Here is a 14,163-nt window from a genome sequence, read left to right as displayed (position 1 = left end):
TTTTATGATAATATATTATATATAATATCGAAGGGAATGATGGCAAAATGACTCATAAACTTTATTTGGATAATCCTTATTTACGAGAAATTGATTCAAGGATAATTGATAAAATTTATAAAGATGGCAAGTATTATATAAAGCTTAATAGAACAATTTTTTATCCTCATCTATCTGGAGGACAGCCAGGAGACAAAGGAACTATAAATGGTGTTCAAGTATTAGAAGTGTACGAAGAAGACTCAAATATAATTCACGTAGTTAAAGAAAATATTCATAGTGATAAAGTGATATTAAATATAGATTGGGAAAATAGACTAGACAACATGCAACAACATACTGGGCAGCATCTTCTATCGGCTGCATTTTATAAATTATATAATGGTGAAACAGTTGGATTTCATATAGGGCAAGATTATGTATACATTGATGTTACTCTACCAGAACTGTCGGAAGAAGAGGCAGAAAAAATTGAAGTATATGCTAATAGAATAATATCTTCAAATTTTGAAATTAAATCTTATTATATTGAAAAAAATGACATAAATAAAATCCCTGTTCGTAAACAACCTACTGTGAATTCTGATATTCGTATTGTAGAAATTGATAATATTGATTTTTCCCCTTGTGCAGGTACTCATTTGGGAAACACTGGAGAAATAGGCCTTATCAAGATACGAAAATGGGAAAAATATAAAGGCAATGTCAGAATTGAATTTGTTTGTGGAAGTAGAGCTCTATTTGATTATAGATGGAAAAATAAGATCATTAAAGATATTGGACTTCTACTATCTTCAAAAGATACAGATGTCTTCGAGAAAGTACAAATATTATATAATCAAAAAGAAGAACTGGAAAAAAAGAATAAAGACTTACGAGGTGAACTTTTTAGGTATAAAGGAGATGAACTACTAAGAAATTCTATTCATATAAATAATACTCCTTTTATTACCAAAGTATTTGATGATACAGACTTAAAAGAAATCAATGTAATAGCAAATCACTTAAATAATATATGTGATTCTGTTCAAGCTTATGGATCTAAATATGAAAATAAAGGTCAATTTTTAATTAGTGCATCAAAAGATTTAAATATAAATCTTAAAGATATTCTCAAAGAAATATCTGGAGAATTCGAGATAAAAGGTGGAGGCAGCTCTCAAACAGTTCAAGGTGGATGCTCATTAGAAGATTTGGATAAGTTACTAAACAAATTCCTCGAAAGGATTAAAAATTCTATATCCCTAAATTAATAAGATAAGGCAGACTCTTATGTCTGCCTTATCTTATTAATTTATATAGCTTAAAATTTCATCAAATATTTCTTCTCTGACTTTAGTCACTCCTGCAAAATCAACAGATGGTCTATAGCACTTTTCCAAGATGAAATGATTTTCTTTTGCTCCATTTAAACTTTTAACCCCTTTATCTACTAAAGAATTAAACATTTTATATTCTTCTATATTTATTTTGCTGCTATCAAAAAACTTATTTAAATCTATTTTAGTTTTTGCAAAATGTTCTCCATGTTTATTTGATGTTATTATTGTATCTAATTCTTTAATAAATACAGATTCAATCTTCTCTGGTATCAAAGAATTATGGTATATCTCTATTGCATAATTTCTTAATCTTCCCTCTTCTAATATTCTATTTAGTAAAGTGGATTTCCCTGTACCTATATCACCATTGATATAATATATATCTGTAACCCATTCTAATATGGTATTTGTATAATCCACAAATCCATGAGGTGTATAAGCTGTAGAAAATAAATGTCTTTCTTTAAATCCATTTGAAACTATTTGACTTGCTTCTTTTAGAAAAATCTTTTCTATAAATCTCTTACTTTCTTTGTTCACTTCTTCAATATCTAACTTCAATCTATTATCTTCTGTTATTTCTTCAAGTATAATTTTTGCTGCTTTAAAATAGTTAAAAGCTTTCCTATATGCATATTTATTATTTGCTTTCGCTTCAATTATTTCTTTTTTATTATTTTCTAATATATTAGCATCTATAAATTGTGCTAGATCTATTATTTTATCTGTTAATCCTGGATAAGTTGGGTCCATGGTATGAGGCGCAGTTCCGTCTAGCAAACATATTTTTAGCTTATCTATAACTATAGCATCTATAGACTTAGGATCAGATGGACAGTGATGATATTCAATATCATAGCCTTCACTTATCATTCTTTCTCCTAAATCTCTCATTAAAGAAGACTTACCACCACCAGGCATTCCTTTAAATATATATAGTCTATTCCTATCTTTAGATATTATATTATCATGTAAGGAGTAGAATCCACTTGCTGTATTCCCTCCTGGAAATATCCTTCTAATTTTCGCCATAACAAAACCTCCCAATATAGTTTCTTCCTACTCATACAATATATTCAAAAAATGAAACTTTTGTGATAAACAGTATAGATGCATCTAAAACAAAAATAGGACCAATAAGATCCTTCTCTATTGTTATATCTTTCTCCAACTCAATTGACAAACAGCCATAATTTTTGCTACTACATAAACTATATAATCCCTTCTATCTTCCGTAAATTCTATAATTCCTAAAGAACGTAATAAATCTCTAGCTATAAATAATAGGGTCTCTACTATTATTTACTACTCTTTACTTATATATAGTTCAATATTCAAATTAAAATTCCCTCTTTTTCCGAAAATTTTTAAATTAAAAGACATTGCAAAGAAAATTTGCTACAGATTATTTTTATTACTCCCAATTTTCTATTGTTGTATTTATACATTCAAATCCGTTATTCAAATATAACTTAACAGCTTCTTTATTCAAATCTGCAACAAATAAAGTAATTTCATCAGTTCCTGCCTCCTGAAGACGGTTAATAGCAAAAAATAAGAGTTTCTTTCCATATCCCTTATTTTGATATTTAGGGTTAACAAACAAATGATCTATTATGTTCTCATGTATTTCAACAGAACCTACCATTTCTTTATCTATAAACATAATAAAAACATTAGATTTCTTTTCATTCATTTCCTCCTGTGTATAAAATGAATCTGGGTTTTGATTTGTAGCTATACTCAGATTCCGAAAACAATCACAACAAATTCTTCGATAATCATTATAATATTCATTACTATAATTAACTACATCTATGTCTGAATTTACTTTTCCACCATAATATTTCATTTCATGTACAATAACTTCTGTCATTTTTACCTCCCCTTCAAAATAATCTTATTATTACACTCCCTATTACCTCTACTGCTGTAAATATACTTGTGTTTATATCTGCTAAACTTTTCCGTTCTACATCTCCAAAAATATCTATTTTTTTACATTAATCTACTTTTTAATCATACAATATTAGTTTTTTGCTAATACTAACACTGGAGGTGTTAATATGAAAAAATTTATTTTTGTAATATTTATCTGTATTCTTACTTTAACAGCTTGTAACAACAATCCTAATACTAATGAAGTTACGCTACCTACTCACCCTAATATGGAATTTGTTGAAATCGTTCATCAAGCTAAAGAAGAAAATGAATATACCACTACACTTTACACAGTAAAGAATTCAACTCAAGAACAAGTTACAGAAGAATATATAAAAATACTTGAAAATGATTCTTGGAATATAACATTTGTTAATAAGCCACTTCTCATAGAAGCAACAAAAGAGAATAAAGAGATAATGATATTTCTTTTTAATAAGGACAATGATGTCACTTTGGCTATTTTATCTAGATAATATTGAAATCATGACCATCTGTAAATGAAGTGTACTCCAAAAGTTAGGCTATAATTTAAACTTTTGGAGTATACTTCATTAGAAAGTGGTATTTATAAACAATAAAATACCGTAAAATTCTTTTCTGAATAATACGATATTTCAATAGAATTTTTAGTTTTACCAAGGATAACATTTAATATAAATATTATGAAATGATTTAAGTGTTAGTCTAGTATCTTTTCATATTCAATCCTACATGGCTTAAATCCGCAGCGTTCATGAATTTCCCTTGATGGAATATTTCCATAACCTGTACCTGAGCGAAGAATATTTGCACCTCTCATTTTAGCAATTTTCTCTGAATATTCTATAGCATATGTTCCAACTCCAGATTTTCTAAACTGTTTTGTGACTGCTATTTCATTAATTTCTGCAATTGATAAATTATAATCTCTTATATCAGAGAAAGTTACCCAAATATAGCCCAGTACTATTCCATTTTCATCCTCTAATATATCTGCAATTGTTCGATTGTCACCCATGCTCTTATATAGAGTAGAAATAAACTCTTCAACCTGATTTTCAGTATTCAACCATTTTTGGTAGTATATTTCATATGGTGTTTTTTTAGCAAAATCCGATTCACATTCATAGTTTATTTCGCAATGGAACTCAAGCAATATTTCTCTATCTTTAACAATATCTATTCTCCTATGTCTTATCATAACTTCACCTTCTTAACTCATTTTATTATACTGATCAAATCTGTATAACAAGAAAATTATACCATATTTTTTTTATAGCTTTATAGAAAGTTTCTATTTTAGAATATCGTATTATTCAGTTTTTAATGTTCAATTATACATAAATGACAAACTCTTAGGGCTTATGGACAAACTATCAATATACAAATAAACTTAATTAAAGATGGAGATAATGGAGATATTGGAATTAGATTATATTTAAAATATCCTAAGACAGAGAATAGTACGAGAATCCTAGCTTTATCTGATAGTGTTATTGAATTATTAAAGAAACATCAAGAAGAACAAAATGAATTGATTACAAAACAAGGAAGTCTATGTCAAAATGAAAGATTTATTTTCTGCAATGATGATGGCTCTAATATTGACTCATCGGTTAAACAAAAACAAAAAATAAAAAAAGCGACCTAAGTCGCTAATCTACTATGGCGGGAGTATGTGGGAATCGAACCCACCTAAGAAGCTACTAACCCCTCACGCTGGTTTTGAAGACCAGAGAGCCCACCAGGACTCATCTACCCCCAAATTAGGAACAAAATCCATTATACAACAAATTTTGACCTTTTTCAAGCATTTTTTACAATTTATAATTTAGAATTATTAAAATAATAGCCTACTCCCCATTTAGTCATAATATACTCAGCATCCGATGAATCTTTTTCAATCTTTTCTCTTATTCGTCTTATATGAACATCGACCGTCCTTAGATCACCATAGTATGCATAACCCCATACTAGTTCCAACAGTTCTTCTCTTTTAAAAACTTTTCCGGGATTTGAAATCAGAACAAAAAATAAATCAAACTCTTTTCCAGTTAAATTTATATTCCTATCTTTTATATTTACTTTTCTACCTACAGTATTTATTGTGAAGTCCTGTATTTTTATCGCTTGATTATTAAGTTCTACAGATTTATAGTTTACTCTTCTTAATATTGCCTTAATTCTTGCCTTTAATTCAAGGATATTAAAAGGTTTAACAATATAATCATCTGCTCCATATTCAAGTGCCAAAATCTTATTAATATCCTCATCTTTTTCAGTTATTACTATAATTGGCACTTGAGAAACATTTCTAATGGCTTGACAGATATTCAAGCCATTAGAATCTGGTAATATTAGATCAAGTAATACTAAACTATAATCATTTATACTTACTCTCTCTATAGCATCCTTTCCATGATGCATTATATCTATACTATATCCGTCTTGCTCAAGGCTATATTTTAAGCCCTTCACAAAGGATTTATCATTGTCTAAGATTAGTACTTTTTTCTCCATCTCCTCACCCCTGTACTTGAGCATTAATCATTTGTTTAAAATTCTAATATCTTTATCTCTTTTTGTTATTTTGATTTGATCAAAATATTCAAGAAGAGCAAGGGCTACCTTCCTATTTGTATTTAACAAATCTCTATACTCACCTATCGATATTGAATCTTTGTTTGTAAAGTGTTCTTTCAATTTATCTAAACCTAAGTCGTAAGCTTCTTTAGAGATATATACCTCTTCATTTAATTTGATAATATCTCCATTATTCAACAGAGAAATAAATACTTCTTCTATTTCATCTTTCTTCTCACCAATTATAGATTCTAAATCCTCTCTTCTTGGTGGCTGATATGGATTTTCTTTGAAACCTCTCAAAATCTCTTGGCTAACTTTTAATTGATTATCATTGAATTTTATTTCAAATCCATTGATTGAAATATTTTCAAGTTTCTGTTCTAAATATCCTTTCTCAATTAACAAATCTATAAATGCTTCAGCTACTTTTGGCTTTGCATTCTTTAAAAATCTACTACGTATTTCTTCCTTTTGCATGCCTGCTCTTAAAGGATATTTAGAATGGAAATTCTTAAGTTCCTCTAAGATTTTATCTTTAACCTTATTAAAATAATTTATATGAATTATATGCAAATCCTTAGTAAGGGAAAATGATATAACTTTTTTATTTTCTATAAGTTTATTTATCTCATTCTTTATACTTTCTTCTAACATTGCAGTAAAAACTGCTATTTCTTTCGTTGTTGGAAATTCCTTTGATTTATCCTCGATAATATTTTCAATAATATCTGTTGACGAACCCATCTCTTTAATCTCTAATTCTTTTATTGCTTTGTCATCAAATCTTTTTTTCTTTTTTGGATTAGGTTCTAATATCTCTCCACCACCTATTGTAAACATAGGTGAATAAAATCTAATGATAAACTTATCTCCCCTCTTAGCTACTACCTCTTCTTCCAGTCTAAGCTGCGCATAAGCTTCATCACCAGGCCCTATTTCTTCTTTATCTAGTAAAACAACACGGCATAATACTTCCTTTGTGCTATATACAGCCTTAGTCTTGTTCTATTATCAATATATCTATCTATATCTTTAAGAAGCTTAATCTTTACATCAAGCATCATAGTATCATTCATGGAATTAACTGGTGCTATAGTATCTCCTCTATCAATATCTTCCTTTTTTAGTCCTGCTAAATTAGCAGCCACCCTTTGTCCTCCATAGGCAATACTAGCATCTTGGTCATGAACTTGTAATGTTCTTATTCTGGCTTTTTTATCTCCTGGAAATACTTGAACTTCATCTCCTATCTTAAGTTGTCCAGATAATAAAGTACCTGTTACTACAGTTCCAAAACCTGATATAGAAAACACTCTATCAACTGGAAGCCTAGGCATATCATCTACATCTCTATCCTTTAGCTCAGCTGCATATCCATCTATAAGATTGATAATCTTTTCAATCCCCATTTTAGTAGTAGAGGAAGCTCTTATTATAGGAGTATCTTCAAGAAATGTCCCCTTTATTTCCTCCCTTACTTCCTCTTCAACCATATCTATCCATTCACTATCTACTAAATCAGACTTTGTAAGAACAACAAATCCCTTTTTTATTCCTAATAAGTCTAAAATATGCAGATGTTCCAATGTCTGAGGCATTATACCTTCATCTGCTGCCACAACTAATAGAACAATATCTATACCTATAACCCCTGCAAGCATATTCTTTACGAATTTTTCATGGCCTGGCACATCTATTATTCCAGCTCTTTGCCCTGAAGGTAAATCAAAGTAAGTGAAACCTAGTTCAATTGATATTCCTCTTTCCTGTTCTTCCTTTAGTCTATCTGTGTTTCTTCCGGTAATAGCTCTAATTAAAGTTGTTTTACCATGGTCTATATGACCCGCTGTTCCTATAATTACATGTTTCATTTATTAAACTCCTTTAACCTTATTTAAAGCAAAACTTATTCCTTCCACGATAACATCAAATTCTTCTTCTTTAATAGTTCTTAAATCTAGGTATACTCTATCCTTATACAATCGAGTAATAATTGGTATATGGAATTTTCTCAAATTATTTTCAAATTCTTGAGTACTAAAATTATTCAGAGTAAGTACTATGCATTTAGTAGGTAATTTTTCTAAAGGTAAAGAACCTCCACCAACTTCTGAAAAATTATCTTCTATATTTATCTCCAAAGAATCATCAAAACTTTTCTCATCCATTCTTGATTTAAGTTCTATTGCCTTTTTCTCTATTTCCTCTAAACACATAACAAGCATAGCTAAAGTTGGAATTTCTTTAACTGCTGTTCCTTCATCAAGATAATATCTTAAAGTTGCCTCAAGTGCAGAAATAGTAAATTTATCCACTCTAAACGCCCTTGTAAATGGATTTTTTTTCATGGCCTGAATATATTCTCTCTTACCAACTATAACCCCTACCTGCGGTCCCCCTAAAAGTTTATCACCGCTAAATGTAACTATATCTACACCTTTTCTTAAAGATTCTTGAACTGTTGGCTCATACTCTATACCATATTTAGATAGATCTATAAGCACACCACTACCTAAATCCTCAATAAGAGGTAAATTGTATTTCTCCTTTAATGGAATCAATTCCTCAGAATCAACATTTGATGTAAATCCTAATATTCTATAATTACTAGTATGAACTTTTAATAAAGCTCCTGTATTTTCATTTATAGCATTTTCAAAATCCCATAGATGAGTCTTATTTGTTGTACCAACTGATACTAAAGATGCTCCACTTTGTTCCATTACATCAGGTATCCTAAAGGAACCACCTATCTCAACTAATTCACCACGTGATACTATTACTTCCTTATCCTTAGCCATAGTACTTAATACAAGTATCACTGCAGCTGCATTGTTATTAACAACCATAGCTGCTTCCCCACCTGTTATCTCAGCTATTATTTCCTCCAAATGACTATATCTAGAGCCTCTAGATCCAGTTTCTAAATCATATTCTAGATTGGAATAATTAATCGCAATTTCCTTAACATTGTCCATAATCTTTTCATTGATTAATGACCTTCCTAAATTAGTATGGATTACAACTCCAGTAGCATTTACTACTCTTTTTAATCTATATGTGTTTTTTTCATCTGCTCTCTTTTTTATTTTAAAATCAATATTTTCAATTTCGTTAATTATTTCTTCTTCTGAAAGTATTTTTCCTTTAATCTTTCCTCTAATTTCTTCTATTTCCGTTCTTATACTATCCAACACAGTCTTTCTTGGTATATAATTTAATAGTTCTTTTATACTATTTTTGTCTAATATTTCATCTACTTTAGGTATTAAAGTAAATAGATTTTTCTCTGCCATATAATCCCTTCCTTATTTCTATTCTACTATTACATAATACTCCTGCTTCTCACATACCTCTCCTACCACTGCATATTTAGTAGGTGTTGATTTTAATTCTTCTAAAAGTTTGCCTTGTCTTTCCTTGGGAATAGATATTAGAAGTCCACCAGACGTCTGAGGATCAAATAAAATATCTTCTATATCCTTTGGTATATATTCATTAATATAGACATTCTCTCCTGTATGAGTTCTATTTGCATATGCACCTGCAGGAACTAATCCCATGCGAGCATATTCTAATGCATTAGAAACTATAGGAATATTCTTGTGATTTATCTTTATGGTCACAGAACTTCCCATACCCATTTCTAGGGCATGACCGAGTAATCCAAACCCTGTTATATCTGTAAGGCTATTAACGCCTCCTACACGTTCCATAGCCTCCTTAGCATACTTATTTAGAGTGGACATTACCATCACTGCTTCATCATAGGTATCTTTATCTGCTATCTCACCTTTTATAGCAGTATTTATAATACCTAACCCTAAAGGCTTAGTCAATATAAGTATATCTCCTGGTTTAGCATTACTATTTGTAAGAACTTTATCTGGATGTACAAATCCTGCAACTGATAAGCCATACTTTGGTTCATCATCTTCTACAGTATGCCCACCTACCGTAATAGCTCCTGCCTCTTTTACTTTATCATATCCTCCCTTTAATATTTCAGCTAATATATTTGGACTTAAACAATTTGGAAAACATACAATATTCATGGCTAGCTTTGGTTCGCCACCCATGGCATAAACATCCGATAATGAATTTGTTGCCGCTATTTGTCCAAATGTATATGGATCATCTACTACTGGGGTAAAAAAATCTAATGTTTGAATCATCGCTAAATCATCATTTATTTTATATACAGCTGCATCATCAGACGTTTCTAATCCGACTAATAAGTTTTCATCATAAGTTTTTGGTAAATGACACAAAACTTGTGCCAATATATCGGGACCGATTTTAGCCGCTCAACCAGAGCTTTTTGTTAATTGAGTTAATTTCTTTTCCATGAGTACACCTCTTTAGTTTACTATAATTAATTCCTTTATTCCTTCAAATTTTTTATCTCCTATACCTGATACGTTCTTAATATCTTCAATGCTTTTAAATGGATTCATAGACCTATATTCAATTATTCTTCCTGCAATTGTTTCTCCTATACCAGGTAATGATATTAAATCCTCTTTACTACAGGTATTTATGTTTATTTTACCAGATTCTTTTTCACTAGAACCTGTTGTAGCCAATATCTCTATTTCTTCTGAAGTATCTTCTCCTATTTTAGGTATATATATTTTTTCCTCATCTACTAATTTCTTTGCTAAATTTATTCTATCTATATCAGCATCTTTTTTCAATCCCCCAGCTAATTTTACTGCATCAATTAGTCTATTGCCTAATTCTAACTCTACTATACCAGGATTATAAACTTGTCCACTTATATGCACCATGATAGTTTTATCTTTATTGTCTATTATACTACTATCTGCTACTTCTTCTATATCTTTTTCATCCCTAGAACTAATGATTTGTATAGCATTACCTCTTGATTCAATTATATCCCTTATGAAAAATTTAAAACCTAAAGTAAGAATAATTGTAAAAACTATTAATAGTATAACTATTTGCTCTCTCTTTGTAAAGGAAACCATATACATCCCCCCGAAATATGTTCTTATTTGTTAATATTCGACCTATTTTTTGTTTTCCCTTCTTTTTTTAAAATATTTATACTTAATTATTTATGACTTTTCTGGTATAATCTTAATATCAAGATGAGGTGGTGGATAATTTGAAAAAAATTTTAGTTTTATTTATTTTTGTATTTCTATTTAGTACATATTCCTTTTCATATGCTGATGATTTAACCCTATCTGGAGAAGGAGCTATTTTAATTGATATGGATACATCGGAAATTTTATATGAAAAAAATTCACACTCTCAATTTTATCCTGCTAGTACTACTAAGATTATGACTGCTATATTAGCAATCGAACATGGTAATATGGAGGATATAGTTACCATAGATCAAGAAGTTGTAGATTTAACTGATGGATCTCATATAGCCTTAGAACCTGGTGAACAATTGTCATTAGAGCATTTATTAAATGCTTTACTTATAGAATCCGCCAATGATGCGGCCGTTGCCATAGCAAAACATATTTCTGGTAGTGTAGAAAATTTTAGTAAATTAATGAACGAAAAGGCAAAATCAATAGGTGCTTTGAATACTAATTTTATTAATCCTAATGGATTACCTAATGAGGAACATTTAACAACAGCATATGATTTAGCATTGATTGGTAGATATGCAATGGAAAATGAAAAGTTTAGGTCTATAGTTAAAAATTATACTTACACTATACCTATAACAAATAAAAAAACTGAACCTAGACCTCTAAAATCAGCTAATAGGCTTCTATATAGTACAGAAAAGATTGATGTAGATGGTAAACTAACACCCATTAAATATGATGGGGTAAATGGTGTGAAGTCGGGCTATACAGTTGCAGCTCAGCAATGTCTTGTTACATCTCTAGAAAAAGATGGACATAGACTCATAGCTGTAGTATTAAAATCTAATGGTAAAAATATTTACTCCGACATTCATAAATTATTAAATTATGGAATTGAAAATTTTGAGAAAGTAAAAATTGGTTTTGCTAATAAATTTATTAATAATTTTAATGTGAATAATGGTGTCATTCCTTTTGTAGCTGGAGTTAGTAAATCTGATTCTCATTTTATAGTTAGGAAAGATCAGAAAGATAAGGTAGAAGAAAGAATTATAGTAGATGAAACCTTAGAAGCTCCAATATCAAAAGGGCAAGTAATTGGCAAGCTAGAATATCTTTTAAATGGCAAAGTTGTAGCCGAAACAGATATTGTCTCTACCATGGATATAGAGAAGATACCTGCTCCTAGTATATTTAAAAATATTTTAAGTAAATGGTATATATTAGTTTTAATGGTTTTAGTGTTTGGAAGAATAGTAGCTTTAAATAAAAAAAGAAAAAGACAAAGAAGAAGAAGGACAAGTTTATACAGAGTATAAGATATAAAGAAACCTAATTAAATTTAACTAGGTTTCTTTATTTTATTACTATCATTAACTCCATTATTTATAATCAAATTTAAATCTCTTCAATCTTAAATCATTCAACAATACTGATATTTAACTAAAAGTCATAGTTATAGCATAATTATCCTACTTCCTATATCTACTTTCCTATTACCTTTCTATACTTAATTCACCATTATATACCTCAGTATTTAATTCTCCCATGAGCTTGCTTGAAATAAGCCCTGCTACAATTGAATCACTTACATTAACCATGGTTCTACCCATATCGATTAATGGCTCTATAGCTATTAATAATCCTACCAATCCTACTGGTAAACCCATAGCTGATAGAACTGTTAAAGCAGCAAATGTTGCTCCCCCTCCTACACCAGCTATACCAAAAGAGGATAATGTTGTAACTATAACTAGCTTAATTAGGAAAGCTGGAGCTAATGGATTTATACCAACTGTAGGTGCTATCATTACCGCAAGCATTGCAGGATAAACACCTGCACATCCATTTTGCCCAATACTAGTACCTAATGAAGCAGACAGATTGGCATGACCTTGAGATACCCCCATTTTTTCTACTTGAGTTTCTATATTTATTGGTAGAGCGCCAGCAGATGATCTAGAGGTAAAAGCAAACATTAAAGGTGCTGCAGCTTTCTTTAAATAAATGATTGGATTTATCCTAAATACTGCTAAAATCACTAAATGTATAATGAAAACTATCAATAAAGCCACATACGAGGCCATTACGAGGTTAAGAAGTCTCAATATTTCAGTAAAATTACTTGTAGAAACTATTTTTGTCATAAGTGCCAGTACTCCATAAGGTGTTAATCTAAGAATCATAGTAACCATACGCATTACTACATCATGAAGAGACCTTATAAGTTTAGTAAAATTTTCAGCTGAATCTGGTTTATTTTTTCTTATACCTATAGTAGCTAAACCTATGAATGCTGCAAATACTACAACAGATAAAGTAGCAGAACTACCTTGACCTGTCATTGAATAAAAAGGATTAGTTGGTATTATCTCAACTATCTGCTCTTGAATTGGTTTTGATTTAAAATCTTCTAAACGAGTCTCTAGATTTACAACTGCCTTTTGCTCATTCTCCCCAGATTGAAGGCCTTCAGCAGAAAGTTTAAATATATTAGCTGTACTTGCGCCAATAAAGGCTGATACAGCTGTAGTTATTAGCAAAATGACAATTATTTGAGTCGCCATTTTACCTAAATTCTTAGAATTCTGATTTATTATGGCAGATGTTATTGAAACAAAAATCAGCGGAATAACAATCATTCTAAGAAGTCTTACATAACCTGTTCCTATAACAGAAAACCAAGTATTAGACTGATTTACTACCTCAGATGATGCTCCAAAAATTAACTGAAGCACTGCACCAAAGATAATCCCTGATCCCATTGCCAAGAGAACCCTAACCGTAAAAGAAAATCTTTTTTTCTTCAAAAATACTAAACTGTAAATAGCGACTAACATAACTATAATGTTTATTATTACTACTAAATTCGTATTCATAACTACACTCCTTTATTTATTAATATTTTGTAAACTTAAATTAACTTTAAACGTCCCTAATCTTCTAATTTTATATCCAATATCGCCTCCTCTAAATTTCTACTTTTAGAAATAAAAAAACTCCTGCCTCTGATAACTCAGAGGCAGGAGTTTAACTCCGCGATCCCACTCTGTTTAGACAAAATAATAGTAATAATGTCTATCTCATTTCCAACACTAACATGCTGTATCTCGATAACGGGAGATTCCGTAAAAGTCTACTATTATTCGACCTAACATTCATAGGGGCACTTCAATTAAGTTTATGCATAGAGCTTTCTCAGCCTAGAAGCTCCTCTCTGTCTGGTCTACATAATTTACTTTCCCTAATCGCCATGT

Annotated in this window: 13 protein-coding genes, 1 tRNA gene and 1 other annotated feature (1 of these 15 cut by a window edge); of the genes, 3 read left to right on the top strand and 11 right to left on the bottom strand. The window is 30.1% G+C overall.

Going from position 1 to position 14,163, the window contains the following annotated elements; genetic code table 11:
- Positions 1–47 precede the first annotated feature (47 nt).
- The gene (locus CIW83_RS03420; RefSeq protein ID WP_094899440.1) at positions 48–1,253 is read left to right on the top strand and encodes a DHHA1 domain-containing protein; all 1,206 of its coding nucleotides are present in this window, start codon (positions 48–50) and stop codon (positions 1,251–1,253) included.
- A gap of 36 nt (positions 1,254–1,289) precedes the next feature.
- Here CIW83_RS03420 and CIW83_RS03415 read toward each other — a convergent pair whose 3' ends face one another.
- Together CIW83_RS03415 and CIW83_RS03410 are read right to left on the bottom strand one after the other, a co-directional pair.
- Complete coding sequence (locus CIW83_RS03415) at positions 1,290–2,354, bottom strand: hypothetical protein (protein ID WP_094899438.1); 1,065 nt, start codon at positions 2,352–2,354, stop codon at positions 1,290–1,292.
- Between the two features lie 382 nt (positions 2,355–2,736).
- Positions 2,737–3,198 (bottom strand): N-acetyltransferase, encoded by a 462-nt coding sequence (locus CIW83_RS03410; RefSeq protein ID WP_094899436.1) that lies wholly within the window; start codon positions 3,196–3,198, stop codon positions 2,737–2,739.
- A 190-nt stretch (positions 3,199–3,388) separates the two neighbouring features.
- Between CIW83_RS03410 and CIW83_RS03405 the strand changes: the two genes are divergently transcribed.
- Positions 3,389–3,739: a hypothetical protein gene (locus tag CIW83_RS03405; protein ID WP_094899434.1), complete on the top strand. Its 351-nt coding sequence runs from the start codon at positions 3,389–3,391 to the stop codon at positions 3,737–3,739.
- Positions 3,740–3,945: 206 nt separating this feature from the next.
- Here the strand turns inward: CIW83_RS03405 and CIW83_RS03400 are convergent, their stop codons facing one another.
- The 8 genes from CIW83_RS03400 to CIW83_RS03370 form a co-directional block, all read right to left on the bottom strand.
- Positions 3,946–4,446 (bottom strand): GNAT family N-acetyltransferase, encoded by a 501-nt coding sequence (locus CIW83_RS03400; protein ID WP_094899432.1) that lies wholly within the window; start codon positions 4,444–4,446, stop codon positions 3,946–3,948.
- Between the two features lie 465 nt (positions 4,447–4,911).
- Positions 4,912–5,008, bottom strand: a tRNA-Sec gene (locus tag CIW83_RS03395).
- Positions 5,009–5,069: 61 nt separating this feature from the next.
- Positions 5,070–5,765 carry a response regulator transcription factor gene (locus CIW83_RS03390; protein WP_094899430.1) on the bottom strand — a complete coding sequence of 232 codons (696 nt, stop codon included), beginning with the start codon at positions 5,763–5,765 and terminating at the stop codon, positions 5,070–5,072.
- A gap of 27 nt (positions 5,766–5,792) precedes the next feature.
- The gene (locus CIW83_RS23540; protein ID WP_235601212.1) at positions 5,793–6,671 is read right to left on the bottom strand and encodes a SelB C-terminal domain-containing protein; all 879 of its coding nucleotides are present in this window, start codon (positions 6,669–6,671) and stop codon (positions 5,793–5,795) included.
- Between the two features lie 107 nt (positions 6,672–6,778).
- Complete coding sequence (selB, locus tag CIW83_RS23535; protein WP_235601211.1) at positions 6,779–7,702, bottom strand: selenocysteine-specific translation elongation factor; 924 nt, start codon at positions 7,700–7,702, stop codon at positions 6,779–6,781.
- A 3-nt stretch (positions 7,703–7,705) separates the two neighbouring features.
- Entirely contained in the window at positions 7,706–9,127 is a 1,422-nt protein-coding gene (gene selA / locus CIW83_RS03380) for an L-seryl-tRNA(Sec) selenium transferase (RefSeq protein ID WP_094899428.1), read from the bottom strand.
- Positions 9,128–9,145: 18 nt separating this feature from the next.
- Complete coding sequence (gene selD, locus CIW83_RS03375) at positions 9,146–10,180, bottom strand: selenide, water dikinase SelD (protein WP_094899426.1); 1,035 nt, start codon at positions 10,178–10,180, stop codon at positions 9,146–9,148.
- Positions 10,181–10,192: 12 nt separating this feature from the next.
- Positions 10,193–10,822 (bottom strand): helix-hairpin-helix domain-containing protein, encoded by a 630-nt coding sequence (locus CIW83_RS03370; protein WP_158220000.1) that lies wholly within the window; start codon positions 10,820–10,822, stop codon positions 10,193–10,195.
- Positions 10,823–10,953: 131 nt separating this feature from the next.
- On the opposite strand from CIW83_RS03370, the gene CIW83_RS03365 reads away from it, so the two are divergent.
- Complete coding sequence (locus CIW83_RS03365; RefSeq protein WP_235601209.1) at positions 10,954–12,225, top strand: D-alanyl-D-alanine carboxypeptidase family protein; 1,272 nt, start codon at positions 10,954–10,956, stop codon at positions 12,223–12,225.
- A gap of 177 nt (positions 12,226–12,402) precedes the next feature.
- On the opposite strand, the gene CIW83_RS03360 is transcribed toward CIW83_RS03365, so the two are convergent.
- Positions 12,403–13,785, bottom strand: coding sequence for an L-cystine transporter (locus CIW83_RS03360; protein WP_094899420.1), 1,383 nt, complete (start codon positions 13,783–13,785; stop codon positions 12,403–12,405).
- Between the two features lie 136 nt (positions 13,786–13,921).
- Positions 13,922–14,163 (bottom strand) — a binding site (T-box leader); it runs 4 nt beyond the window's last position.

It is taken from the genome of Tissierella sp. P1 (genome assembly GCF_002266425.1).
GTDB lineage: Bacteria > Bacillota > Clostridia > Tissierellales > Tissierellaceae > Tissierella > Tissierella carlieri.
Note: the sequence above shows the minus strand (reverse complement) of the source record. Positions and strands in the feature narration are given on the sequence as shown.

What these genes read in the sequence shown, in the direction of transcription:
- CIW83_RS03420 (WP_094899440.1), top strand. Translation starts at nt 48, where the DNA reads ATGACTCATAAACTTTATTTGGATAATCCTTATTTACGAGAAATTGAT.
- CIW83_RS23540 (WP_235601212.1), bottom strand. Translation starts at nt 6,671, where the DNA reads ATGTTTACAATAGGTGGTGGAGAGATATTAGAACCTAATCCAAAAAAG.
- CIW83_RS03410 (WP_094899436.1), bottom strand. Translation starts at nt 3,198, where the DNA reads ATGACAGAAGTTATTGTACATGAAATGAAATATTATGGTGGAAAAGTA.
- CIW83_RS03360 (WP_094899420.1), bottom strand. Translation starts at nt 13,785, where the DNA reads ATGAATACGAATTTAGTAGTAATAATAAACATTATAGTTATGTTAGTC.
- CIW83_RS03400 (WP_094899432.1), bottom strand. Translation starts at nt 4,446, where the DNA reads ATGATAAGACATAGGAGAATAGATATTGTTAAAGATAGAGAAATATTG.
- selA (WP_094899428.1), bottom strand. Translation starts at nt 9,127, where the DNA reads ATGGCAGAGAAAAATCTATTTACTTTAATACCTAAAGTAGATGAAATA.
- CIW83_RS03390 (WP_094899430.1), bottom strand. Translation starts at nt 5,765, where the DNA reads ATGGAGAAAAAAGTACTAATCTTAGACAATGATAAATCCTTTGTGAAG.
- selB (WP_235601211.1), bottom strand. Translation starts at nt 7,702, where the DNA reads ATGAAACATGTAATTATAGGAACAGCGGGTCATATAGACCATGGTAAA.
- CIW83_RS03405 (WP_094899434.1), top strand. Translation starts at nt 3,389, where the DNA reads ATGAAAAAATTTATTTTTGTAATATTTATCTGTATTCTTACTTTAACA.
- CIW83_RS03415 (WP_094899438.1), bottom strand. Translation starts at nt 2,354, where the DNA reads ATGGCGAAAATTAGAAGGATATTTCCAGGAGGGAATACAGCAAGTGGA.
- CIW83_RS03370 (WP_158220000.1), bottom strand. Translation starts at nt 10,822, where the DNA reads ATGGTTTCCTTTACAAAGAGAGAGCAAATAGTTATACTATTAATAGTT.